This window comes from Streptomyces sp. NPDC057638 (assembly GCF_042800315.1).
Lineage (GTDB): Bacteria > Actinomycetota > Actinomycetes > Streptomycetales > Streptomycetaceae > Streptomyces.
Map to the genome: position 1 here is coordinate 1 of NZ_JBHVHF010000113.1, position 22,659 is coordinate 22,659.

Here is a 22,659-nt window from a genome sequence, read left to right on the forward strand (position 1 = left end):
CCCGGGCACCGTGAGGCCGTGGCCATGGACCCGGCGCGCCGGAGGCCGCCGCGCGGGCCGGGTCCCCGGGCCGCGCCGGCTCGGGTGCCCGCGTGCCGGGTGCGCCGGGGCCGTCCGGCGTCCGGGGCGCTCGCGCTGGATCAGCCGAGCCAGGCCGGGGAGCGGGCTCCGCTCGCCGGGCACTCCCCCGGGCTCCTCCCGGTGCCCCGGCGGGGCGCGGCGCCCACCGTCTTCCCGCGTTCCCCGGTCGGGCCCGGGGCTCTTCGCTGGTGACGGCCGGGGCCGGGCCGCTTTCCCCCCGGACGCGTACGGGAGTGGGCCGTGAACGCCGGACCGGCCAACGGCACGTCCGCCGTTCACGGATGGCGCTGGAACGGTGAAGGCCCCGGTCTCCTGGGCGGATTCCGGGGCCTTCACGGTGGAGCGCTGGGCAGGCCTCGCACCTGCATCCCCCCACGGGAAGTGGGGTGTCTTTCCTTGGACCACCAACGCGTGCGCCGCTTCCGGTTCTCACCGGGGCGAGCGATGTGATCATCTTACCGCAGAAGAGGGGGTGTTCGGACCGCGGGCCGGGCTCCGGACAGGTCAGGGCCCGGCCCGGTCGCCGGGGGCGGGCTTACGCCGTCCGGTGTAGGGCGGTGGCCCGATGTGGCCGGGCGTACGGCTCCCTACCCTCGCCCCATGACAGCAGCCGACTCCCGCCCCACGGTCCCCAGCGGCCCCCGCGGGCCCCGCCAGCGCAAGGACAACACGCTGGAACGCCTGGTCCGGGACGACCATGTCTGGGTCGCCACCGCCGACGCGACGACGGGCGAGCCCTGTCTGGTGCCGCTCTCCTTCTGGTGGGACGGGCGGACCGTCTGGCTGGCCACCCGCGACACCACCCCGACCGGGCGCAATCTGCGGGCCCCGGGCCGCGCGCGGCTCGCCTTCGGTCACAGCCGGGACGTGGTCCTCGTCCACGGCTCGGCGCGGAGGGTGCCCCGCGAGGAGCTGCCCGCGACGGTGGGCGACGCGTTCGCCGCCAAGCGCGGCTGGGATCCCCGCCAGGACCATCCCTCGTATGTCTTCTTCCAGATCACACCGGAGGTCGTACGGGCGTGGCGTACGGGGTCCGAGATGGCCGGGCAGACCCTGATGACCGGCGGGCAGTGGCGGGCGTAGGCGTACCGCCCCGGGAGGCCGTGTCCCCGAGGGAGCGCCGTCGGCCCACAGGGAGGGGCCCGCGGCGTCCGGTGCTGGGGGCACTCCCCCAGGCTCCGCCCGGGGACACCACCGGGCCGCAGGGCCCGGGCGGTGTGGGGGGCGGTGGCGTGGCGCGGGCCGGGGGGCAGGTGAGGGGGGCGTCAGGCGTCGGCGGCGACGGCGGTGCGGCGGGGTTCGGCCGCGATGACGAGAACGCCCTGTTCTCCGCCCACGGGGTGGGACGCCCGCCGGATGGGTGCCTCCCAGCCGGTGGGCCAGAGGGTGGCGGCGTCCCAGCGGACGCCTTCGAGCGCCACGCCCTCCAGTTGGGCATGGCTCAGGTCGGCGCCGACGAAGTCGCTGCTGATGGCCCTGATCTCGGCGATGGCGCGGTAGAGGGCGGTGGCCTGTTCGTAGGCGGCGGTCAGATCGTCGGTGAGGTCCTGGCCGAGGAACCTCGCCTCCTCCAGCGGGTCTCCCTCGGCGGTGCGGGCGGCCGCCAGGATCCTGGGACGGAGTTCCTCCTCCATGTGCTGGCGGGCTCCGTCGACCGTCCAGTACAGGCCTTCGGCGCCGCTGGCGAGGTGGATCTCGACCTCGTCGAGGTAGTCCGCGCCCAGCGGGGAGGCGGGGCGGCGGCGGGGTTCGGGCAGGCGCAGCACCTGGCGGAGGGTGAGGACCAGTTCGCCTGCGAGGGTCGAGGCGCGGCGCACCTGGGCGGGGGTGCCGGGCAGGGTGTCCAGTTCGGCGAGGAGGGCGAGGGCCCGCTGAAGGGTTGCCGCCAGGTCCAGCGGCCAGTAGGTCTCGGCGATCCTGAGGGCGTCCTGGCGGTATTTGAGCCGTACGGTCGCCGGGCGGGTCCGTAAGGGGTGGAGCGGGCCCGGTGTTCCCAGCCAGGGGGGCTGGTGCAGTGCGGTGTGGCCGGTGCTGGAGTGGTGCTGGTCGGCGAGTCTGGCGGTCACGGCGTCGCCGACGGCGCGGTGGCTCTGGGCCAGGAGCCGGTCCAGTGCCTGGTCGGGGTCGCGGAGTTCGGGGGGGCCGCCCTGGCTGGTCAGGCGGTCGTGGATGACGGTGCCCAGGTGGTCGTGGGCGGCGGCGAGGATCTCGTCGAGCCGGGCCTCCCGGGGATCGGGGCTGCTCATCGCTCTCCTTCGGTGGGGCCCGGGCGGGCTCCGCTCAGGCCGAGTTCGCTCTTGAGCGCGGCGCGGGCGCGGGCCAGGTTCTGGCGGACCGCCGCCGGGGTGGTGCCCATGGCGCGGGCGCTCTCCTCGGCGGTGAAGCCGTCCATGGTCCAGGCGATGGCGGCGCGCTGTTTCGCCGGGAGCCGCAGGAGCAGCTGGATGACCCGCCGCTGGCTCTCGTCGATCTCGGCCGCGTGCTCGGGGGTCTGCCAGTTCAGGCCCTGTTCCTCCGGCGGGTCGGCGCAGGTGTCCTCGTGGCGTACCTGCTGGCGGACCCAGGAGCGCCAGGCCACGGTGCGCAGCCAGGCCTTGGGGTGGATGACGGCCAGGTCGGGGACGCACATCTGGGTGAACGCCTCCTGGGCGGCGTCCTGTGCCTCGGTCCAGGAGGCGCCCTGGAGGAGCAGGAACCGGACCAGTGCGGGGTACTGGTCCTGGTGGATGCGTTCGGCGACCTCCCGGCCGGGCAGTGCGACCGGGTCGCTCCGCGGTGGGGGCGCGGCGACTTTGGGTCCGGCCTCAGCGCTGACCGCCTCGTCCATCGGGGCCACCTCCGCTCGGGTGGGCGGGTGTGCTGGTCCACCGGTGGCCGGTGGATCGTTCCCGTACCGCCGTGGTGTGTGCGGCGGCCCGGGCGCGGCGGGTCAGGCCCCGGTCCGCGATGCGGGCCAGTTCGACGCGTGCCCGCCGGTCCAGGACGAGACGTACGGTCCGTACCGCGCCGCCGACGATGCTGATGGCCACGGCGGCGAGCGCCCCTGTTAACACCGGATCCACCCCGGCTCCTTTCCTTGGCTGTGGCGGTGGTGTGCACCGCCGGTGGTCTCTGAGTGCGCTGTGGCGCCCTGGGTGTGACATCGCGCTGGTCACCGGGTGGTTGGCGGGCGCGGGGGGCGGGGCGGGGCGGCCGTGGAGGGGGCGCGGGGGGCGGCCGTGGAGGGGGCGCGGGGGGCGGAGTCTGTTACAGGTTCGCGAGCGGGGGCGGACAGACCGGGGACATGATGACGGGACCCTCGTCGTGTTGAGACCGTTCAGGTCTGTGGCCCGGTCGAGAGACGGGTCACAGGGGGGAGAACGTATGAGATCAACCCGTTGTGGAGTGGCCTGGCTGGGGTCCAGTCTGCTCCTCGCGATAGGGGCGGCGCCGGTGAGCGCGTCGGTCGCCGCGGACGGCGCCCGTCCGGTGGCCTCGGCCGTGGTGTCCACCAGTCCCGCCGCGCCGCCGCCTTCGGCGGTGGGCGCGCCCGCCCGGGCCGCCGCGGCCGGGGAAGAGGTCATCACCTTCTCGGAGTTCCCCGAGGGGACCGCGATCGAGAGGCAGTACCGTCCGCGCGGCATCGTCTTCAGCGGTGCGGGCGGTGGGGGGACGCCGTTCATCAGTCCGGACGCCGCCAGTCCGACCGCGCCGGTGCTCTCCGGGTCGCCGCTGTTCGAGGGCGGGATCCAGGGCCGGTTCGTCAGGGCGGGCGGGGCGGGGCGGACGGTGGGTCAGTTCTCGCTGACCGTCGGCTATATCAACGAGCCGAACTCGGTCGTGGTCAACGCCTATAACCGTCAGGGCAAGCGGATCGCGGGCGCGTCGGTCGACCGGACCGGGATCGTGCCGGTGACCGTGAAGGCGAAGGGGATCGCCTTCTTCCGGGTGCTTGCGGCGGCTGGTGAACCGGCCGGGTTCGCCATCGACAACGTCCGTTACGCACAGCCCCGGGGGTAGGCGGGGGTGAGGTCTCGGCGGGACTTTGGTCCCGCCGGGGCCAGAAGGCCATGGAGGCCGTGGTCCGTCGTCGCCCCCGGCCGGGGGTGTACCGGCCGGCGGACCTGGACGGCGGCCCGTCCACCGGTGGGTGGGCGGGGCCGTCGTCCGCACGCCGGTGACGGGCCGGGCGGGTCCGTGCGGGTGTGCGGACGCGGGCGGGATGGATGGTCGGGGTGGCGGGGTCAGGGGGTGGCGGGGGTGTGGTGGACGCGCAGGGCGCGCTGGTCCGGGCGCCAGCTGGCGCGGGGGACGACGGTGACGACATAGCCGTTGTCGCGCAGTACCTCGGCGACGACGGCCAGGCGTTCGGCGCGGTGTTCGGAGGTGCCGGGCCGGTCGGGCTGTCCGGTGTACCAGCGCCAGGTGACGTCGGGGTGGTGGACGACCTCGACGACCCAGCGGACTCCGGGTGGCCAGGCTGATCTCGGGACTGCTTCGATGGTGCAGAACTCGCCTTCGCGGTCGGCGGGGATGACGTAGCTGCCGGCCGGGAGCGGGGGGGTGAGTTTGGCCCGGCGCAGGCAGGCCATCACCGCGGTCATCGCGCTCGCCATTCCGTCGGGCTCACCACCGGTCACGCTGTCGCGTGGGGAGGGGTCCATGGTCATACATCTCATCATGTCCCAGAGTGGCGGGCGGGTCGGGCGGTTTGGCCAGGAGAGCGCCGCGGTGGTGGGTGCCGGGGCGTGGTCCGGGGCGGGCCGGGGCGGGTTCGTGCCGGGTGGGTCGGGGGGTCGTGGCCCGTTTCCGCCGGCGGTTTCGGCTCGTTCCCGCGGGCGGTTCGGGCCGGTTCGCGGCTCGCCGGCGGGTGCGGGCACCCCCGAACGCCCCGTGAACGCTCCCGAGCGCCCGCCTTGCGGGCGTCGCTCGGCGGGCCGTGGGGTGGCGGGATCGGTAGCGTGCCGACCGGACGAGAGCGGGATACTCGGGAGACCGGGAGATCCTGGTCTACGGGCGAGTTGAGGGAAGGTGACCGTGGCGGAGGGTGAGCAGAGGCCGTCGGTGTTCTTCCGGGAGGAGCCGGGCGGAGTGCCGGGCACCGCCGGGGGCGTCCCCGGCGCACCCCCAGCGGGGTGGCGTGCGCGGTCCGGGGAGGCGTCGCCGCCTCCGGCCGGGGATCGGGCGCCAGAGCCCGGTTCCGGGGTCCGTCCGGCTGATGTGGAGACGTTCCCCCGCTCGGAGCGGGATCCGCTCCGGCTTGACGGATGCAAAGGACTTTCCGGAATGAGTACCTACTGCGTGCAGTACGCGGACGGAGCCCGGGACGCGCTGATGAAGATGGCGCGTTCCCAGCGGGATCTGTTCGAGGCGCAGATCGCGCGGGTCGCGATGGACCCCTATCGTTACGGCATCCCGCTGGCGGGTAACCGGGATCGCCGCGAGGACATGATCGCGGGGGCGGTGACGGTGTTCTGGCTGTCGGCCGGTGTGCTGACGGTGTCCGTGGTCCGGACCCTGCAGACCGGCTGACCCGCACGCCTGATCGCTCCGCATACCTGTCGCTCCGCGCGCCGGCTCCGGCTCCGGCTCCGGCTGGGGAGTGTCGTCAAAGTAGCGTCGTCCTCCCCCTGTGACGAAGTCCAGGGGGAGGGTCTGGCGGGGTCTGGTGCGTGCGATCGCAAGGCGGAGGAGGGAGTCAATGCGGTGGGGGTACTCCCCCAGGCTCCGCCCGGGGGCACCCCCACCCGTGCCCGAAGGGCACAGGGGGCCATTGGCGACCGACGACAACGCGGCGTGGGGGCACCCCCGGGCCGGAGGCCCAGGGGGAGTGCGTGCCAGGGCCCGGCGGACAGACGGGACTTTGACGACACGACCTAGGCGCACGGAGCGGGTGGGTGCGGGGTGTTCAGGTCACCGGGCGGATCGTCATCGGCAGTCCCCCGCCCATGCGCAGGGACATCATCGGCTCGGGACTCGCCCGGTGCCGCGGGTCCACGGTCAGTTCGAGGTCGCGGGTGAGCAGGGCGGTCACGAAGACCGCCTCCATCATGCCCAGCGCGCTGCCGACGCAGAACCGGGGACCGGCGCCGAAGGGGATGTAGGCGTACCGGGGGCGGTGGGTGCTCTGGGCGGCGTCGAAGCGGCGGGGGTCGAAGCGTTCGGGGTCGTCCCACAGGTCCGGGTGGCGGTGCAGGGTGTAGGGGGAGATCAGGACGTCGGCTCCGGCGGGGACGGTGAAGCCGCCGACGGTGTCGGGGGCCTGGGCGACGCGCGGCAGGATCCACACCGGCGGGTACAGGCGCATGGCCTCCTGGACGACCTGGGTGGTGTAGGTGAGTTTGTGGAGGTCGTCGGCGTCGGGGAGGCGTCCGCCGGCCAGGACGGCGCGGGCCTCTTCGCGGACGGTGGCGCGGATCCGGGGGTGGCGGGCGAGCAGGAGGAGGGTCCAGCCCAGGGTGCTGGCGGTGGTCTCGTGTCCGGCCAGGAGCAGGGTGACGAGTTCTTCCTGGAGGAGGCGGTGGCCGCGGGCGGGGTCGGGGTGGGCGCGGGCGGCGAGGATCATGCGGGCGAACGCGTCGTCGGGGGCGCTGCCGGGGGTGATGCGGGCGGCGCGGTCGGCGACGAGGGCGGTGACGGTACGGGTGAGATCGCGGCGGGCGCGGGTGAAGCGGCGCCGGGTGGGCAGCGGCAGCCAGGCGGGGACGAGGCTCTGGGTGACCATGTCGAACATGGCCTGGTCCTGGATGGCCTCGAAGGCGTGGGCGATGCCCGCGTGGGCGTTGAGGGGGGTCTCCATGAGGGTGCGGCCCAGGACGCCGAGGGTGAGTGAGGTGACGTCGGCGAGGACGTCGACGGGGGTGTGGGGGGCGGCGGTGGCGCGCTGGCGCAGCAGTTCGCTGAGGCGGGCCGCCTCGTGGGCGACGGCGTGGGCCTGGGCGGCGACGCGGGCGGGTCTGAACGCGGGCTGGACGGTGCGGCGCTGGGTGCGCCACAGGTCGCCCTCGCTGGTGAGCAGGCCGTCGCCGAGGACGGCGCGGGATTCCACCAGGCCGATGCCTTTGTGGTAGTTGGCGGCGTTGTCGGCCAGGACGTGTTTGGCGTAGTCGGGGCGGTTGAAGACGTACAGCTTCTTGGGTCCCATGCGGACGCGGACGGCGTCGGAGAGGGCGGCGGCGTCGCGCATCATGCCGAGGCGGTCGACGGCGAGTTTGCGCAGCAGGCCGGGCAGGTGCCGCAGGGGCGGGCCGGGAGGGTGGGTGCTCATGGGCGGCCTTTCCGGAGGGGCGGCGGGGGTGGGGCCGGTCGGGTGGGTCAGGGTGGGTGGGGGCGGGGTGCCGCCCGGTGTGGTCCGCCGGGTGGGGTGGCGGCCCGGTGGGTCACGCGGCCCGCCCGGTCAGGGCCCTGCCGCGGGGGGTGTAGGGCTCCAGGGCGCGGGCGAGGGCCTCGGGGACGCGGGAGGGCACGGTGTGGGTGTTGGGTCCGCGCATGCAGGCGATGCGCTGGCGGCCGCGGGCCACGAGGTCTTCGGCGCCGTCGGTGATCTTGACGTAGTCGAAGGTGAACTCCAGCTGGGTCTGGCCGAGGTCGGACAGGCGCATGCGGATGGAGAGTTCGTCGAAGGCGGTGATCTCGGCGAAGAACTCGCAGTCGACCTTGAGGGTGAAGAGCTTGAGGTCGTCGTAGACCTCGGCGAGGACGTCGGGGGCGTGCCGCTGGAGGAACATCTCGCGGCACCGTCCCTGCCAGCGCAGGTAGTTGACGTAGTAGACGTTGCCGACGAGGTTGGTCTCCTCGAAGCCGACGGTGTGCCGGTACTCGTAGTAGGCGGCGTTGGTGTCGTGATGCGTCATGGTGTCAGGGCCGCCTTTCGGCGCGGTGCGTGTCGTGGGTGAGGAAGGCGAAGACCGCCGGTTCCAGGGCGTCGCGCAGGGCGGTGACGAAGGTGGCGATCCGCAGGTCGCCGGAGGCGAAGACGACCCAGGCGTCCTTGCGGGGCGGCAGGAGGGTGAGGGGGGCGCCGGTGGTGACGCCGGTCTTGCGCAGGCATTCGACGGCGCTCCACACGCGGGTGGCGGCGGTGTCGGGGACCTCGCCGGTCTCTTCGGCGACGAGGTCGGCGACGGGGGCGTGGTCGCCGAGGAGGCCGCGCCATGCGTCGGCGGAGCGCATGCTGACCGCTTCGACGTCGCAGGCGACCTCGGTGGGGGCGATGGCGCTGAGGGTGACGCCGAGGCCGTGGGCGGCGGACATCGACATATGCCGCCGGCCCTGGAGTTCGGGGCGGCCGTCGGGCCGGTGGTGGAGGGTGACGGGGGTGCCGAGCGCGCGGGCGGCGGCGTCGGCGGTGAAGCGGCGGCGCTGGGTGGTGGATCCGGTGTGGGTGTCGCCGTGGGGTTCGACGGCGACGGCGATGGTGGCGCCGGTGACGTCTTCGAGGGAGCGTTGGAGGTAGGGGCCGAGGAGGGGGGCGACCCAGGGGCCGGAGCCGTCGTTCTTGCGGACGGCGTGCAGGGTCAGTCCGTCCCAGCGTTCGACGACGGTGCCGCTCTCGTCGCGGACGGCGATGTCGTAGACGTAGGTGTCGCCGTCGCGGGAGCGTTCGACGGCGGTGTAGCGCAGGCGGTCGGGGAGGTGGTCGTGGTGGGCGAGGGGCTGGATGCGTTCGACGGCGGAGGGCAGCAGGGTGGCGTCGGGGACGCAGACCTGGTTGCCGTGCATGAGGGCGTCGCGCATGCCGGGGTCGGCGAGCAGGAGGGTGGCGGGCAGGAAGCCGGCGAACCAGCCGTCGGTGCGGGCCTTGAGGGCGAGTTCGGCGTCCACGTGGCGGGCGGCGGCGCGGTGGAAGCGGCGCAGGCGCTGGAAGCGGGGGCCTTGGAAGAGCAGTGAGCCGTAGAGGTCGGTGGCGGGGTTGAGGGGGACGGGCGGGGTGTCGTCGGGGACCTGGTGGGGTCCGTCGTCCTGGGCGGGGGCGGGGGTGGGGGTGAAGCGGAGGCGGGCGCGGAAGTGGTCGGCGGCGAATCCGCTGTCCTGGGTGTGGATGGCGACGTCGACGGTGTCGGGGGCGGTGACGGTGGCGGCGATCCGGATGCGGGTGCTGCCGTCGGGGGGGACGACGATGGGCCGCAGGAAGCGGGCGTCGTCGATGGTGGGGGTGCGTCTGTCGCCGGTGACGGCGGTGGCGACCTGGGTCATGGCCTCGATGCCGATGACGGCGGGCAGCAGGAGGTTGCCGTCGAGGTGGTGGTCGGCGAGGTAGGGGTCGGTGCCGACGTTGAGTTCGGCCTCGGTGACCAGTTCGACGCCGTGGTAGCGGACCAGGGGGGTGCCGGTGAAGCGGAGCAGGGGCAGCGGGGGCTGGTCGCGGCGGACGGTGCCGATGCCTTCGGTGCGGCCGCTGATGACGGTGGTGACGGGGGCGTCGGGGTCGGTGATGAGGCGGAGCAGGATGTCGATGCCCTGGTCGGGGGCGACGGGGGTGATGCCCTGGCGGGTGAGGGTTTCGATGACGGAGAGTTTCTCGCCCATGCCGACGCCGGACCAGACGGACCATTCCATGCAGCGGGCGCGCAGGCCGGGGTGGGCGCGGGCGGTCTCTTCGGTGAGGTGGGCCAGCCATTCGTTGGCGGTGGCGTAGTGGGCTTCGCCGCGCAGTCCGGCGCGGCCGATGATGCTGCCGAAGGTGACGAGGAGTTTGAGGTGGTGGGCGCCGATGGCGTCCAGGACGGTGGCCAGTCCGTCGACCTTGGGGGCGAGGGTCTGGGCGAAGTCGTCGGGGGTGAGGGCGGTGAGGGCGCCGGGTTCGTTGCGTCCGGCGCCGTGGAGCAGGCCGGTGAGGGGGCCGAGTGTGGTGCGCAGGGTGGTGAGGGCGTCGGTGACCTGGTCGGGGGCGGTGACGTCGGCGCGGGCGTAGTGCACGCGGACGCCGTCGGCGCGCATCCGCTCCAGGTTGGCGGCGAGTTCGGGGTCGGTGGCGGGGTCGGAGCGGCCGAGGATGGCGAGGGCGGCGCCGGTGGTGCGGGCGATGGCCAGGGCGCATTCGGCGGAGATGCCTTTGCCGCCGCCGGTGACCAGCAGGACGTCGGTGGCGTCCAGTGGGGTGTCGGTGCGGGTGGGGGCGATGGGCAGGGCGCGCAGGGTGGGGACGCGGCGGGTGCCGTCGTGGTCGTAGTGGGCTTCGCTGAAGCGGGCGGTGGCCGCGGTCTCGGCGAGGACGCGGTCGAGGGTGTCGGGGGTGAGGGGGGTGTGGACGATGGTGGTGCGCAGCTGGGGGGCTTCGAGGTGGAGGGTCTTGGCCAGTCCGGCGGCGCCGGGGCCGTCCTGGACCAGGACGAAGCGGTGGTCGCCGGTGGCGGTGAGGGCGCGCTGGGCCGCGGCCAGGACGCGGGTGATCTCTGTTCGGGGGCAGTGGGGCGGCAGGACGGCGAGGGTGCCCGCGCCGAGGCGGGCGGTGGCCAGCCGGGCGCGGAGGTCTTCGGCGTGGGGGTGGTCGTCGGCGGCGAAGAGTTCCCAGGGGCCGTCGGTGGCGTCGGGGGCGGCGGGGGGCAGGGTGACGTCGTCGAGGTCGATGGCGAAGGGCCGGGCCCAGGGGGCGGCGCCGGTGATGACGGGGAGGGTGGTCTCGTCGCCGGTGGCGCCGGTGGCGCGGAGGGTGTCGAGGGCTTCGGCGAGTTCGGCCAGGGTCGCGGTGGCGAAGCTGGTCGGTACCTGGGCGGCGGGGATCGAGAGCCGGGCGGCGGCCTGGTTGACGATCTGTCCGACGGTGATGGAGCTGAGGTGGAGGTCGTCCAGGAGGCGGGTGGTGGGGCTGACGAGGTCGGCGGGGAGTTCGGCGCGGTCGGCGGCGAGGGCGGCGAGGATGTCGTAGGTGCCGGCGCCGTCCGTGGTGGCGGGTGCCGCGGGTGCGGCGGTGGCTTCTCCGGTCGCGGTGCCGGTGCTGGTGTCGGTGCTGGTGGGCGGGGTGGTGCGGGGGGCGGGGGGCACGTCGCGGGGTGCCTGCTCGCACGGGCTGGAGAGGAAGGAGAACTCCTGTCCGAGCTCCAGGGGCCGGGTGAGGCGGTCCTCGAAGAGGCGGTCGAAGGCGACGGGCGCTCCGGCGGTGAAGGCGGCGGCGGTGATCTGGAGGAGGCCGCGCAGGGACTCGTCGTCGGTGTCGAGGGCGAGGGCGGGCACGGTGGTGGCGGTGTGGGCCAGGGTGCTCAGGACGCGGCCGGGGCCGACCTCGATGAACAGGTCGGTCTGGGGGGCGGCTTCCCGCAGGGCCTGGGTGAAGCGGACGGGTGCGGTGATCTGCCGGGTGAGGAGGGCGGCGAGGTCGGTGCCGGGGGTCAGGGGGCGGCCGGTGACGGTGGACAGGACGCGGCCGGCGGGCTGGGTGAGGGGGGCGGTGGTGAGCCAGTGGCCGAAGGTGTCGGCGGCGTCGGCGACGAGCGGGGAGTGGAAGGCGTGGGAGACCGTGAGCCGGGTGCAGGTGATACCGGCGCGCTGGGCGCGGCGGGTGATCTCCTCGATGGCGTCGGCGGGTCCGGCGGCGACGGTCTGTTCGGGTCCGTTGTATCCGGCGATGACGGCGCTGGTGCCGGTCAGGAGGCTGGTGGCGGTCTCGGGGGTGGTGTGGAGGGAGGCCATGGTGCCGGGGGTGCCGCGGGTGGCCATCGCCTGGCCGCGGACGCGGGCGGCGTCGAGGAGGGTGTCCTCGTCGAGGGCTCCGGCCCAGTGCAGGGCGGAGAGTTCGCCGAGGCTGTGGCCGAGGGCGAGGGTGGCCTCGATCCGCAGGGCGTCCAGGACGCGCAGGCCCGCGGCGGAGCCGGTGACGATGCGGGGCTGGGCCACCTCGGTGGCGGTGGGGTCGGCGGCGGTGGGGAGCTGGGCGCGGTCGTAGACGGCGGCGGCCTCGCTGAAGCGGCGGGCGAGGGCGCCTCCGCTGGTGCCGTGGCCCGATCCCTGGCCGGGGAAGAGGAAGCCGATGCGGGCGCGGCCGCTGCCGTGGCCGAGGAAGCCGCGGCCGTCGGTGGTGGTGTAGGTGTGGTGGCCGGTGCGGGCGCGGTCGGCGAGGTGGGTGAGGCGGTGTTCGGCGTCCTCGGGTGAGGAGACGACGGCGGCGGCGCGGTGGGTGCGGCCGCGCAGGTCGCGCTGGCACCGGTGGGCGAGGTCGGCGAGCTGGCCGTAGGAGAGGGTGAGGGCGAAGGCGGCGAGTTCGGTGAGCCGGTCGGCGAGGGCGTCGGGTGTGTCGGCGTCGGCGACGAGGAGTTCGCAGTCCTGGAGGGTGGGGGCCAGGGTGGTGGAGCGGCGGCTGGGGGCGCCGCGGCGGCGGCCGGTGGCCTCGTCGAGGACGACGTGGGTGTTGATGCCGCCGAAGCCCATGGCGGTGACGCCCGCGCGGCGCGGGGCGCCGTCGGGCCAGGCGCGGGCCTGGCGCAGGGCGGTGAGGCCCGTGCCGGGGGCGGTGAGCAGTTCGTGGGGGTCGGTGGTGCCGATGGCGGGCGGCAGGACGCGGTGGTCGACGGCGAGGGCGGCCTTGATGAGTCCGGCGACGCCGGCGGCGGCCTTGGTGTGGCCGATCATGCCCTTGATGGAGCTGATGGCGGCGGCGGGGGCGGTGGGGTCGGCGTCGTGGCGGGCGTCGATGAGGGCGGTGAGTTCGGTGCGGTCGCCGACGGCGGTGCCGGTGCCGTGGCCCTCGAAGAGGGGGACGGTCTCGATGCCGAATCCGGCGCGCTGGTAGGCGCGCTGGAGGGCGAGGCGGTAGCCGCTGACCTCGGGGCGGGTGATGCCGCCCTGGCCGTCGGAGGAGATGCCCCAGCCCGCGATGGTGGCGTAGATGCGGTGTCCGGCGGCGAGGGCGTCCGCTTCGCGCATCAGGACGATCATGCCGCAGCCCTCGCCGGGCCAGAAGCCGCCTGAGTGGCGGTCGTAGACCTTCATCTCGCCGCGGGCGAGCGCGCCGGTGCGGGCGAAGCCGATGATCTCGAACGGGTCGATGGACAGGTCGACGCCGCCGGCGATGGCGAGGTCGAGGTCGCCGTCGAGGAGGGCGGTGGCGGCGGTGGTGACGGAGAGCAGGGAGGAGGAGCAGGCGCCGTCGACGGTGTAGCCGCCGCCGTTGAGGTCGAAGTGGTTGCAGATGCGGCCCGCGATGGTGTTGGCGAGTCCGCCGGCGAGGGTGTCCTCGTCGATGGCGGGGAAGGGCTCTTTGTAGGCGGTCTCGACGTCGCTGAGGAAGTGGGCGGTGCGGTCGTCGTCCCAGCCTTCGTGCCGCTTCAGGGCGGCGGCCATCACCCGGCGTACGTAGGGCCAGCGCAGCCGCATGACGTTGGCGCGGGAGAACTCGCCGGTGAGGGTGTTGCCGACGATGACGCCGGTGCGCTTTTTGGGCAGGCCCTGGCCGCCGGGGAATCCGGCGTCGGCCAGGGCGCGTGAGGCGGTGTCCAGGGCGAGCCAGTGGGTGAGGTCGGTGGAGCGGTAGGTGGATCCGGCGATCTTGTGGGCGACGCGGTCGAAGCGGTAGCCCTCCAGGACGGCGGCGGTGCGGGCGTAGAAGGTGTCGGGGGTGGTGGGGTCGGGGCTGTAGTAGTCGTCCAGGTTCATGCGGACGCCGGGCAGGCGGCGGAAGGCGCGGCGTCCGGTGACGGCGTTGTCCCACAGTTCGCCGGGGGTGGTGGCCTCGGGGTAGCGGCAGGCCATGCCGGTGATGGCGATCCTGGTCATGCCGCCACCGTGACCTTCTCGGCGGGGGTGGTCGCCGGGGCGGGGCAGGCGCAGGCTCCCTGGGGGCAGGGGCAGGCGGCGGGGGCCGGGCGGGCGGGGGGTTCGGTGAGGGCGGCGAGGGCGAGGGCTTCCTCGGCGCGGCGTTGGGCGACGGTGTCGGCGATCCACAGGAAGCCGCCGCGGGCGCCGCAGACCAGGGCGGTGGCGAAGAAGAGGCCGTAGGCGACGGAGAGGGCGGTGAGGAGGCCGTAGACGGCGGCGACGGAGCCGCCGAAGGCGATCTGGCCCCACTTGGCGGAGGGGGTGGTGCCGGGGTCGGTGATCATGTAGTTGGTGAAGAGGACGAACGCGACGCCGGTCATCATCGCCAGGCCCGCGGGGATGGAGGTGTCGAAGAGCAGGCCGCGGATGACGGCTTGGAGGGCGAAGCCGCCGACCCAGGCGAGGATGAGCCACATGCGCTGGGTGAGCTTGGCGTTGAGGAGGGTGCCCAGGGTGATGATGATGGCCGGGACGAGCCAGTCGAAGCCGCCGTCGAGGTATTCGGTGAAGTGGTAGGGCGGGGCGATGGAGGCCCAGGGGAAGAGCAGCAGGATGACGGCGATGCCGAAGTTCGAGGGGTTCATGAAGTGCCGCATGCGGCCCTTGACGGGGGCGCGCAGGACCCATTTGGTGCCGACCGCGACGATGACGCCGAAGACCATGACCCACAGCAGGTCGTTGACGTAGGAGAGCATGTTGACCGCGAGGGCGGTGATGTGGGCGGGGAAGAGGAATTCCATGAGGCCCTTGGGTCCGCCGCCTCGGTAGCGGGGGGCGCGGCCCTCGGCGCGGGCGCCGAGGAACTCCAGGGCGATCTCCAAGGAGTAGGCGGTCGCCAGGGCGATGAAGGGCCAGGTCCAGGGCTGTTCGAAGCCGAGGAGGGTGTAGCCGAAGATGTTGAGGACGGAGATGGAGATCGCGAACCGGCGGAGTGCGGTGACGACCTTGGGGTCGTGGCGTGGTGCGCTGGTCTGGGGTGTGGGGCTCATCGTCACTTCTCCTTGGACTCGGTGCCCAGTTCCAGGCTGTGCCGGCCGGGGGTGAGCGTCAGCTGCCGCTGGTGGACCTTCCCGTCGCGGTCGCGCCAGGTGATGGTGGTGGGCAGGGGGCCGCGGATGTCCTTGCCGAGGCCGATGTGGACCTCGGTGCTGCGCTTGCCGGAGTGGCCGCCGCCGCCGTCGACGCGGGTGATACGGCGGGTTTGGTCGGGCAGCTGGAGGCTGACCTCGGCGCCGATGACGGGTGAGCCGCCGGGGTGGGTGAGGGTGAGGCCCAGGTGGGCGCCGGGGTTCTCGCTGACGTTGCGCAGGAAGACGGGCTCGCCCCACTGGCGGGCGACGGCCAGGTCGAGGCGTCCGTCGCCGTCGGTGTCGCCGGTGGCCAGGCCGCGGGTGGGGATGGGTTCACCGATGCCCAGCGCGCGGGAGAGGTTGTGGTAGCGGCCGCTGTCGGGGTCTTTGGCGAAGAAGCGCATGCGCTGGCTGCCGGCGAGGTCGTCGCCGTGCTTGACGTGGGGCCACCACACGGGGTTGGCGATCAGGGCGTCGTTGGCGGTGGCCAGTTCCTGGAGCTGGGGCCAGCGGTTGTTCTTGCCCTTGAGGAAGCCGAGGGCCTGGGTGATCTCCAGGTCGCCGTTGTTGTCGAAGTCGCCCATCTTCACGTCCCAGCCCCAGCCGGACCAGGCCAGGCGCAGGCGGGAGGACTGGTCGGTGTAGGGGGCCTCGCCCTTGCCGAAGCGGGCTTTGAGGTCGGTGCGGCTGTCGGCGTCGCTGATGAAGGCGAAGTTGGACTCCTGGATGCCGAACGAGGTGGTGATGTTGGAGACGAACATGTCGTACAGGCCGTCGTGGTCGAGGTCGCCGAAGTCGACGCCCATGCCCTTGAAGGAGCTGCGGCCGAGCTGCTTGGACTTGGGGATGGTGCCGCTGTGGTCGGCCTTCACCTCGGTGAAGCGGATGGTGCCGGGGGTGGAGGTGTTGTGGAGCAGGGCGGAGGTGCCGAAGTCGTGGGCGAGGAACATCTCGGGGCGGCGGTCGCCGTCGAGGTCGGCGGCGGAGGCGCCGAGCGTCCAGCCCTTGTTGAGGTTCATCGGCAGGACGCCGTCGGTCTTCTCGTAGCCGTCCCTGGTCCAGCGGAAGAAGTGGCCGCCGCCGCCGTTCTGGGCGTGGGACAGGGAGGCGTTCATGGTGACGTCGCCGTCCTTGGACGGGTCGAGGACGGGGCTGTCGGGGAAGTAGTTGCCGATGAAGAGGTCGTCGTGGCCGTCGCCGTCGAAGTCGGCGAACGCGGCGGCGTTGGTGTTCCACAGCGGGCCGGTGTAGGTGCGGCCGGGTTTGCCGGGCAGGAGTTCGGTGGGGGTGAAGGAGGCCGCGGTGAGCGGCTTCTTGTCGCCCTTGTTGAGGAAGATGACGGGGGTGCGGCCCCAGTAGTAGACGAGGACGTCGAGGGAGCCGTCCTCGTTGTAGTCGCCGGGCATGCAGCCCATGGGGGCCATGGTGCGGCTGGTGCCCAGCGGGGCGGGGTTGAGGGCGAAGGGCGCGTAGGCGTCGCCGCGGGTGGGGGCCGGGGTGATGACCGCCTGGTCGATCCGGGGGTCGTTGACGCACAGGTCGTTGGCCAGGCCGTCGCCGTCGAGGTCGTTGACGGCGATGCCGGCGCCGACCGAGGAGATCCATCCCTCGATGTGCTGGTAGGCCTTGTTGACCTTGCGGACTTCTTGTTTCTCGAATCCGGCTGGCATCGCGATCGACATGGGTTCGAAGGCGAAGTTCCTGGCCAGTTTGCTGATGTCGGCGGCCGATGACTCGGGCAGCCGGACGGCGTAGAAGGTACCCACCATGAGGACGAGTGCCACCATTCCCGGTGAATTCCTGCGGAGCCAGTTCTTGGTGACCGTCACTGGTCGGCACCTTTCAGTTCAAAGGAGAGTGCGGCGAGGTGGGCGGCGACGTCGTGCCGCCAGAGGGCGTAGGCCGGCCAGGTGCCCGACGCGGTGGCGGGGGGCCGCAGGTCCCGGCAGGCGCGGGAGGCGCGCTCGGCGGTCGTGCCGCACACGACGCGGGCCGCGAGGTGGGTGTGGTCGATGGCGGTGTCCGCCTTGACGCGGGCCTCGACGGCGAACGCAGCGCCCTGGGCCAGGGCCCAGCGGTGGACTCCCGAGGCGTCGGCGAAGCGGGTGAGTTCGCCCTCGTCCGCGCCGCCCGCGTAGGCGCAGGCGAGTCCGGCGCCCGCGTACAGGTCGCTGTGGCGGTGCTCGGGGTAGGTGTGGATCAGGCCGGTGACGACGGCGGGGTCGGTGCCGCCGACGAACCACAGGGCGCGGCCGATGCCCTGGTCGATGGCGCGGGCGGTGTAGTGGTGGTGGCCGCCGTTCCAGCGGAAGGGGTGGTGCGCGGCGGGGGTGCGCACATAGGCGGCGGTCTTGAAGTACGCCTGGTGGAAGCCGTAGCCGTCCAGGGCGAGCCAGCGCAGCAGCGGGTCGGTGGCGCGGATGTCGGGCCACAGGGGGCGGGGCAGGCGGGCCATCGCCCAGCCGACGCCGACGTAGATCATGTAGTCGTGGTGGCGTCCGTGTCCCGCCAGGAGTCCGGCGAGGCGGCCGCCGTGGCCGGGCAGCGCGTCATGGACGGCCGCTCCCATGCCGGCGCCCTCGTAGGCGAAGCCGCGCAGGGCCCGCGGGACGCTCTCCAGCCGTTCCCCGGTCTCGGCGGGTGTGCTGGATTCCACCGCGTACGCATATCCGCGGAGAAATGTCGCACCGATATTCTCCAGCCGTTCTTTTGACTCCGCGTTCTTCACATGGAATCCGCGTACGGCCATGCTCGTCTCCGCTGTGGACGGTGTGAGCATTCGGCGCCGCAGTGCTCCCAATATGCTGGACACGACAGTGAACCGCCCCTCTCGAATCCCTGGAATTCCCCAGTAAATCGAATCTAGTTGGGGGCCCCGGCGGGGCGTCTACTCCCGGCGTGCTCAAACAGGCCGGCGGCGCGCAGGCGGGTGCGCAGGGCGCGCCGCCAGATCTCGTAGGAGGGCAGGTCACCGCCGGGGCCGGTGGGGGCGCAGTCGTCGGCGAGGCGGGCGGCGGCGTCGGCGCTCAGGCCGGTGAGGGCGTGCAGGGCGCTGTGGCTGTGGCCGGGGATGTGCCCGGCGTGGTGGCGGGCCTTGGCGGCGAAGACGGCGCCCTGGGCGAGGTGGGCGGCGTGGGGGCCCGCGGTGTGGCGCAGGGTGGCCAGGGAGGCGGCGGAGGCGCCGCCCGCGAAGGTGGCGGCGAGCCCGACGCCGCTGAACAGGTCGGCGTGGCGGTCGGCGGCGAAGGCCCGTACGGCCGCGCCGACGCGGTCGGTGTGGCCGCCGTGGATGAACCACAGGGCGCGGCCGGTGCCCTGGTCGACGGCGCGCTGCCAGTAGCCGGTGTGACGGGTGTGGCTTTCGAAGGCGTAGGGGGTGTCGCGGCGCTGGCCGTCCACCCAGGTGGCGGTGGAGAAGTAGGCGCGGTCGAAGCCGTAGCCGTCGACGCACAGCCAGCGCAGGGCGGGGTAGAACTCCGGCCCGTCCAGGGTGTCCAGGGTGGGGGTGAGGTGGCGCCACAGCGGGCGGGGCAGTTTGGCCATGGCGAAGCCGATGCCGATGTAGTTGAGGAAGATGTGGTCCCTGCCGCCGCCGCGCAGCAGGGTCTTGACCCGGTGGCGGCGGGGGCCGGTCGCGTCGCGGATGGCGCAGGCCATGGTGGCGCCCTCGTAGGCGAAGCCGCGGTGTTCGGGGCCGACGAGGGCCAGGCGGCGTTCGGTGGTGGCCACGTCCCGGTCCTCGATGCCCCATTCGAAGCCGGTGACCACGGCCTGGGGGATGGCTTCGAGGGCACGGGTGCGGTCGGTGGGGTCGAGGCTGAAGGCGCGGCCGGTGAAGCTCACCTCGTCCAGGGACGGTGCCATGAGCACTCTGCGAAGGGCGCCGAGTAGGGGCACGGGCTTCCTCCTCCGGGGGCCGCTGCGGACGGCGGCACGGAGGAGTCATCGTGGGCGGGCCGGTACGGGGGCGGCATCTCTGTCCGTGCGCAGCGGGCGGCGCCGCGCGTACGGGGGCGGGGTGGCCGTCTCCGTACGGGGGCGGGGTGCCGGTGGGCGCGGGCGGGCGGTCATCCGTACGCGGGGCGCGGGCGATTGCCGTACGGGGGCGGTGGGGGTGTGCGGCCGGGGGCGGGGCGGTGGCCGGGGCGGTGGTCCGCCGGGGCCGGCGGCGGGGGTTCAGCGGATGCTGCGGACGGCGACTTCCTCGTCGTGGACCGTGCGGCCGCACCGGGAACAGCGCAGCTGGACTTCGATCACCCCGTCGCAGCCGATGTGGTCGGCCCGGCGCGGCGGTCCGAGTTCCTGCGGCAGATGACGGTCACCCCACTGCATCAGGGCGAGTACGGCGCGGGTGAGGTCGCGTCCGGTGGGGGTGAGCCCGTATTCGTAGCGGACCGGCTTGTCCTGGTAGGGCACCCGTTCCATGATGCCGTGGTCGACCAGTCTGCTCAGGCGGGCGGACAGGACGTTGCGGGCGATGTCGAGGGTGTCGAGGAAGCGGTCGAAACGCGTGGTGCCGAGCAGCGCCGAGCGGATGATCAGCAGCGTCCAGCGTTCGCCGATCACCTCCAGTGTCCGGGCGAGGTTGCAGTCCTGTCCCTCGTAGGTGTGTCTCAGCATCCGCTCACTCTAGGGTGCGTCGGGTCACGTGGTGGAACCCCCGCGACGGCAAAGCCGCCGGGGGTCCGGGTGTGCCGGGAGGCCGGTCAGGCAGCGGCGGGCAGGGGGTGGGACGCCCCGGCGGGCCAGGCGCCCAGCCGGCGGTAGGCGTAGGCGGCGGACACCAGGGTCATATGGTGGTGCCAGCCCGGGTAGGAGCGGCCCTCGAAGTCGAGCAGGCCGATGTCCTCGGCCATGGTGCGCACGGCGTCCTCGCTCCGCCCGAGCAGCCGGGTCAGCCCGAGCAGCGGCTCCATCCGGTGGTGGGTGAGGCTGGTGAGCCAGATGCGGGTGGGCGGGCGTCCGCCGGGGGCGCGCAGCGCGAAGAGGCGGTAGGTGCGCTGGTCGCGTTCGCCGCCGGGGCCGTGGGGCAGGCGGACGAAGGAGGACATGACGGCGTGGTGGCGTCCGTCGCCGTCCGGGGCGGGCACGCTCTCCATCCGGGTCAGGGTGCCCTCGTCGAAGGCGAAGAGGCCGCGCGCGGCGAGCACCAGGCTCTGGCCGCCGGGGCCGTCGGCGCCGCCCGGCCCGGTGGTGCCGTAGGGGCGCTGGACGCGCAGATGGCGGCCGACCATGACCGGGAAGGCGGGTGGGACGGCGATGACGAAGTCGCGTCCGCGCTGGGTGAGGCCGCGCACCAGGGCGGTGGCCCCGGCGCCGCTGGTGGAGTCGAGGTCGGCGACGACGGGCAGGGGCGCGGCCCGTCCGCAGCGCACCCGGGTGTCGACGAGGTCGAGGGCGTGCTGTTCGGCGGAGCGGGGGCCGGTGCCGTCGGGGATGCGGGTGCGCAGGCGGCGTTCGTCGTCCCGGGTCCAGGAGCCGGGCAGCAGCAGCCGCCAGTCGACGGGGACGGCGGCGTGCGGGGCGGCGAGGAAGAGGCCGACGCCGACCTGGCAGGTGACCGAGCGCCCGGTGGCGGGCATGAAGCGGCGGTGTACCCCGCAGGAGTGCTCACCGCGCTTGCGCAGCACGGCCTGGCTGATCACCCAGGCGCGGGGCGCGCTGTGTTCCTCGGTCCAGCGGGCGAGTTCGGCGCGGACCGGGTTCCAGTCCCAGGGGCTGGCGTTGACGAACTGGTGCAGGGACTGGGAGGCGGCGGGCGCGGCGGAGACGGCGGCGGCGAGGTTGCGCACCGTCTTCTTGCCCGGGGTGGTGAGCAAGCCCTCCACGTAGGCCCCGGCCCAGCGCCGTTGGTCGGCGCGGGGCAGGCACTCGAAGATCCTCTCGGCGAACACCGGTATCGGTGTGCGGGTGTTCGCCACAGCTGGCGCGACGACGGCCACAGCTGTTCCCTCCCTCGCGTCTGTTCCGCGACTGCCCGACCTTCAAAAGGATAGCGAACGCTCGCTTTTTTTTGCTACTCGGGAGAGTCGCCGCGCGCACTTCGCCACGTTGCCCTTGGCGGGCGCCCGTTACGCCACTCACGTCACAGGAGTTTCGCCGGAACGGCCGGGTCCGGGGGCCCGCGGCGGCCGGTGACGGACCGTCCGCGACCGCGCCGAACAGGTACGATCCGACAGCGTCTTGACCAACTCCGACTTGCCACGAGGGGGAACCGGACGACACTCTGGGACCCTGACAGAGACGACATCAGTTCATCTCGGGACCATTCAGGAGTGCGTCGACCGACCGGCATCAGGGCCCTCGCGTCTCGGGCGACTGAGAGCCCGCTTCAGGAGACGGTGTGGTGAAACAGGAGAGGGCCGTGCGTACGCGCCGGACCCTGGTCAAGGCAGCGGCCGAGGAGTTCGACCGTTTCGGATACGACGGAACGTCACTATCGCGGATCAGCACGGTGGCCGGACTGTCCATCGGCGCGGTGACCTTCCACTTCCCGTCCAAGGCCCAGCTGGCGGACGCGGTGCAGGAGGAGGGGCGGCAGGTGACACTGACCGCGCTGAAGGGCCTGGGCGAGAGCCCGGCGTCCGCGCTCAGCACGGTGGTCGACCTGACCCTCGAACTGGCCAGACTGATGGAGCAGGAGCCCTCGGTCCGCTCGGCGATCCGGCTGGGCCGGGAGCGGCCCGGCACCGCCGCGTGGTCGGACACCTGGCTGCCGTGTGTACGGGAACTGCTCGACCAGGCACACGAGGACGGGCAGCTCAGCTCGGACACGGTGCCCGAGGACGTCGCCGCGCTCGTGGAGTACCTCACCAGCGGGGCCGAGGCGTATCTGTGCAACCGGCTGGGTTCGGAGCTGGAGTTCGAGAGCGCCGTCACCCAGCTCAGACGGGTGTGGCAGGTCGCGCTCGTGGGGGTGTCCGCCGACGCCTCCGTCCGCGCGCCGCTCATCGGCTGAGACCCCCGCCGCCGTCCGGGCACCCGGGCCCGGCCGCGCCGCCGCGTGTCCGCGCCGGTCCGGGCCGGGCCTCCCGTACGGCGGCGGGCGCGGGCCCGGCGGCCGTCCGTACAGGTGCGGGCCCGCACGCCGCCGCGGGGACGGCTGCGGGCTCCCGCACCGTTCCGTGCCCCCGTCCGCGTACGGTCCCGTGCCCGCGTACGGTCCCGTGCCCGCTGGTGGTCCGGTGCCCGCGTACGGCCGGGGGTACGGGCCCGGGCCCAGGCGGGCTCTGCCCCCCGGTCACGGCGGCGGGGCGTCCCGCGGCCGGGGGTGCCGCCGCCGCGCCGGGTCCGGTGAGCACCGTGTGGTACCAGGGCGCGGCCCGTTCCAGCCGGGCCAGTGGTCCCGGGCCCGGCGCGCGCCCGGCGGCGGCCCACACTCCGGTGCTCTCCTGCCAGAAGTCCCGTGCGAACAGCGATAACTGACGTTCCGTCAGATCGGTGCCGGAGCTTTCGAGGCGCCGCAGGCTCGTCTCCCAGTCCAGGGACCGGGCGGGCGGGCGGCGCAGGATGCCGTGGCGGGCCAGCGCGGTGAGCAGGGCGGCCAGAGGGACCGGTTCGGGGTGGCTCGCGTGCCAGATCCGCCCGGGCGGCGGCGCGGGGGTGAGCGCCAGGCCGGTGATGAGCCGGGCCAGGTCCTCGGCGGCGATGAGCGAGAGCCGGGCCCGTCCGCCGTCCCACAGCGCGGGCACGGCGTCCAGCAGCCGGGCGAGGACGGGCACCACCCAGCGGTCGCCGTGCCCGAGCACCAGTCCGGGCCGCAGCACGGCCGCCCCGGCCG

The 22,659-nt window shown here is 73.7% G+C and carries 17 protein-coding genes and 1 pseudogene; 4 read left to right on the plus strand and 14 right to left on the minus strand.

Annotated elements, in window-relative coordinates; genetic code table 11:
- Positions 1-681 precede the first annotated feature (681 nt).
- The gene (locus ACFVIM_RS17280) at positions 682-1,164 is read left to right on the plus strand and encodes a pyridoxamine 5'-phosphate oxidase family protein (protein ID WP_384301934.1); all 483 of its coding nucleotides are present in this window, start codon (positions 682-684) and stop codon (positions 1,162-1,164) included.
- A gap of 182 nt (positions 1,165-1,346) precedes the next feature.
- Here ACFVIM_RS17280 and ACFVIM_RS17285 read toward each other — a convergent pair whose 3' ends face one another.
- Genes ACFVIM_RS17285 through ACFVIM_RS17295 form a run of 3 tightly spaced genes read right to left on the minus strand, consistent with a single transcriptional unit; the run spans position 1,347 to position 3,143 of the window.
- On the minus strand, positions 1,347-2,327 hold the full coding sequence (locus ACFVIM_RS17285) for a hypothetical protein (protein ID WP_384301936.1): 981 nt from the start codon (positions 2,325-2,327) through the stop codon (positions 1,347-1,349).
- Entirely contained in the window at positions 2,324-2,908 is a 585-nt protein-coding gene (locus ACFVIM_RS17290; protein ID WP_384301938.1) for an RNA polymerase sigma factor, read from the minus strand. The genes ACFVIM_RS17285 and ACFVIM_RS17290 overlap by 4 nt, the downstream gene beginning before the upstream one ends.
- Entirely contained in the window at positions 2,886-3,143 is a 258-nt protein-coding gene (locus ACFVIM_RS17295) for a hypothetical protein (protein WP_384301940.1), read from the minus strand. Before ACFVIM_RS17295 ends, ACFVIM_RS17290 begins: the two co-directional genes overlap by 23 nt.
- Before the next feature lie 301 nt (positions 3,144-3,444).
- Between ACFVIM_RS17295 and ACFVIM_RS17300 the strand changes: the two genes are divergently transcribed.
- Complete coding sequence (locus ACFVIM_RS17300) at positions 3,445-4,080, plus strand: hypothetical protein (protein ID WP_384301942.1); 636 nt, start codon at positions 3,445-3,447, stop codon at positions 4,078-4,080.
- Between the two features lie 224 nt (positions 4,081-4,304).
- Here the strand turns inward: ACFVIM_RS17300 and ACFVIM_RS17305 are convergent, their stop codons facing one another.
- Positions 4,305-4,730 (minus strand): hypothetical protein, encoded by a 426-nt coding sequence (locus ACFVIM_RS17305; protein WP_384301944.1) that lies wholly within the window; start codon positions 4,728-4,730, stop codon positions 4,305-4,307.
- A 616-nt stretch (positions 4,731-5,346) separates the two neighbouring features.
- On the opposite strand from ACFVIM_RS17305, the gene ACFVIM_RS17310 reads away from it, so the two are divergent.
- Entirely contained in the window at positions 5,347-5,592 is a 246-nt protein-coding gene (locus ACFVIM_RS17310) for a hypothetical protein (RefSeq protein WP_384301946.1), read from the plus strand.
- A gap of 376 nt (positions 5,593-5,968) precedes the next feature.
- Here ACFVIM_RS17310 and ACFVIM_RS17315 read toward each other — a convergent pair whose 3' ends face one another.
- The 9 genes from ACFVIM_RS17315 to ACFVIM_RS17355 all read right to left on the minus strand — a co-directional run bounded on the left by ACFVIM_RS17315 (position 5,969) and on the right by ACFVIM_RS17355 (position 20,773).
- Positions 5,969-7,327 carry a cytochrome P450 gene (locus tag ACFVIM_RS17315; RefSeq protein ID WP_384301948.1) on the minus strand — a complete coding sequence of 453 codons (1,359 nt, stop codon included), beginning with the start codon at positions 7,325-7,327 and terminating at the stop codon, positions 5,969-5,971.
- Between the two features lie 112 nt (positions 7,328-7,439).
- Complete coding sequence (locus ACFVIM_RS17320) at positions 7,440-7,913, minus strand: acyl-CoA thioesterase (RefSeq protein WP_384301950.1); 474 nt, start codon at positions 7,911-7,913, stop codon at positions 7,440-7,442.
- 4 nt (positions 7,914-7,917) lie between these two features.
- A complete protein-coding gene (locus tag ACFVIM_RS17325) occupies positions 7,918-13,767 on the minus strand; it encodes an SDR family NAD(P)-dependent oxidoreductase (protein ID WP_384301951.1) in 5,850 nt (1,949 codons plus the stop codon).
- Positions 13,764-14,798, minus strand: a complete 1,035-nt coding sequence (locus tag ACFVIM_RS17330; RefSeq protein ID WP_384301953.1) for an enediyne biosynthesis protein — start codon at positions 14,796-14,798, stop codon at positions 13,764-13,766. Before ACFVIM_RS17330 ends, ACFVIM_RS17325 begins: the two co-directional genes overlap by 4 nt.
- A gap of 2 nt (positions 14,799-14,800) precedes the next feature.
- Positions 14,801-16,648 (minus strand): CRTAC1 family protein, encoded by a 1,848-nt coding sequence (locus ACFVIM_RS17335; RefSeq protein ID WP_384301965.1) that lies wholly within the window; start codon positions 16,646-16,648, stop codon positions 14,801-14,803.
- Positions 16,649-16,704: 56 nt separating this feature from the next.
- Complete coding sequence (locus tag ACFVIM_RS17340; protein WP_384301955.1) at positions 16,705-17,691, minus strand: DUF1702 family protein; 987 nt, start codon at positions 17,689-17,691, stop codon at positions 16,705-16,707.
- A 50-nt stretch (positions 17,692-17,741) separates the two neighbouring features.
- Positions 17,742-18,776, minus strand: coding sequence for a DUF1702 family protein (locus ACFVIM_RS17345; protein WP_384301957.1), 1,035 nt, complete (start codon positions 18,774-18,776; stop codon positions 17,742-17,744).
- A 279-nt stretch (positions 18,777-19,055) separates the two neighbouring features.
- Positions 19,056-19,499: a winged helix-turn-helix transcriptional regulator gene (locus ACFVIM_RS17350; protein WP_384301959.1), complete on the minus strand. Its 444-nt coding sequence runs from the start codon at positions 19,497-19,499 to the stop codon at positions 19,056-19,058.
- An 86-nt stretch (positions 19,500-19,585) separates the two neighbouring features.
- Positions 19,586-20,773, minus strand: a complete 1,188-nt coding sequence (locus ACFVIM_RS17355) for an IS701 family transposase (RefSeq protein ID WP_384301961.1) — start codon at positions 20,771-20,773, stop codon at positions 19,586-19,588.
- A 470-nt stretch (positions 20,774-21,243) separates the two neighbouring features.
- Between ACFVIM_RS17355 and ACFVIM_RS17360 the strand changes: the two genes are divergently transcribed.
- Entirely contained in the window at positions 21,244-21,837 is a 594-nt protein-coding gene (locus ACFVIM_RS17360; RefSeq protein ID WP_384301963.1) for a TetR family transcriptional regulator, read from the plus strand.
- Here ACFVIM_RS17360 and ACFVIM_RS17365 read toward each other — a convergent pair.
- A pseudogene (locus ACFVIM_RS17365) lies at positions 21,827-22,659 on the minus strand (hypothetical protein); the annotation flags it as partial. The gene ACFVIM_RS17360 and the pseudogene ACFVIM_RS17365 sit on opposite strands and share 11 nt — an antisense overlap.

Bases quoted from the DNA above. Each gene is read 5' to 3' on its own strand.
- ACFVIM_RS17300 (WP_384301942.1), top strand. From the start codon at position 3,445: ATGAGATCAACCCGTTGTGGAGTGGCCTGGCTGGGGTCCAGTCTGCTC.
- ACFVIM_RS17310 (WP_384301946.1), top strand. From the start codon at position 5,347: ATGAGTACCTACTGCGTGCAGTACGCGGACGGAGCCCGGGACGCGCTG.
- ACFVIM_RS17290 (WP_384301938.1), bottom strand. From the start codon at position 2,908: ATGGACGAGGCGGTCAGCGCTGAGGCCGGACCCAAAGTCGCCGCGCCC.
- ACFVIM_RS17280 (WP_384301934.1), top strand. From the start codon at position 682: ATGACAGCAGCCGACTCCCGCCCCACGGTCCCCAGCGGCCCCCGCGGG.
- ACFVIM_RS17350 (WP_384301959.1), bottom strand. From the start codon at position 19,499: ATGCTGAGACACACCTACGAGGGACAGGACTGCAACCTCGCCCGGACA.
- ACFVIM_RS17305 (WP_384301944.1), bottom strand. From the start codon at position 4,730: ATGACCATGGACCCCTCCCCACGCGACAGCGTGACCGGTGGTGAGCCC.
- ACFVIM_RS17335 (WP_384301965.1), bottom strand. From the start codon at position 16,648: ATGGTGGGTACCTTCTACGCCGTCCGGCTGCCCGAGTCATCGGCCGCC.
- ACFVIM_RS17330 (WP_384301953.1), bottom strand. From the start codon at position 14,798: ATGAGCCCCACACCCCAGACCAGCGCACCACGCCACGACCCCAAGGTC.
- ACFVIM_RS17315 (WP_384301948.1), bottom strand. From the start codon at position 7,327: ATGAGCACCCACCCTCCCGGCCCGCCCCTGCGGCACCTGCCCGGCCTG.
- ACFVIM_RS17325 (WP_384301951.1), bottom strand. From the start codon at position 13,767: ATGACCAGGATCGCCATCACCGGCATGGCCTGCCGCTACCCCGAGGCC.
- ACFVIM_RS17320 (WP_384301950.1), bottom strand. From the start codon at position 7,913: ATGACGCATCACGACACCAACGCCGCCTACTACGAGTACCGGCACACC.
- ACFVIM_RS17285 (WP_384301936.1), bottom strand. From the start codon at position 2,327: ATGAGCAGCCCCGATCCCCGGGAGGCCCGGCTCGACGAGATCCTCGCC.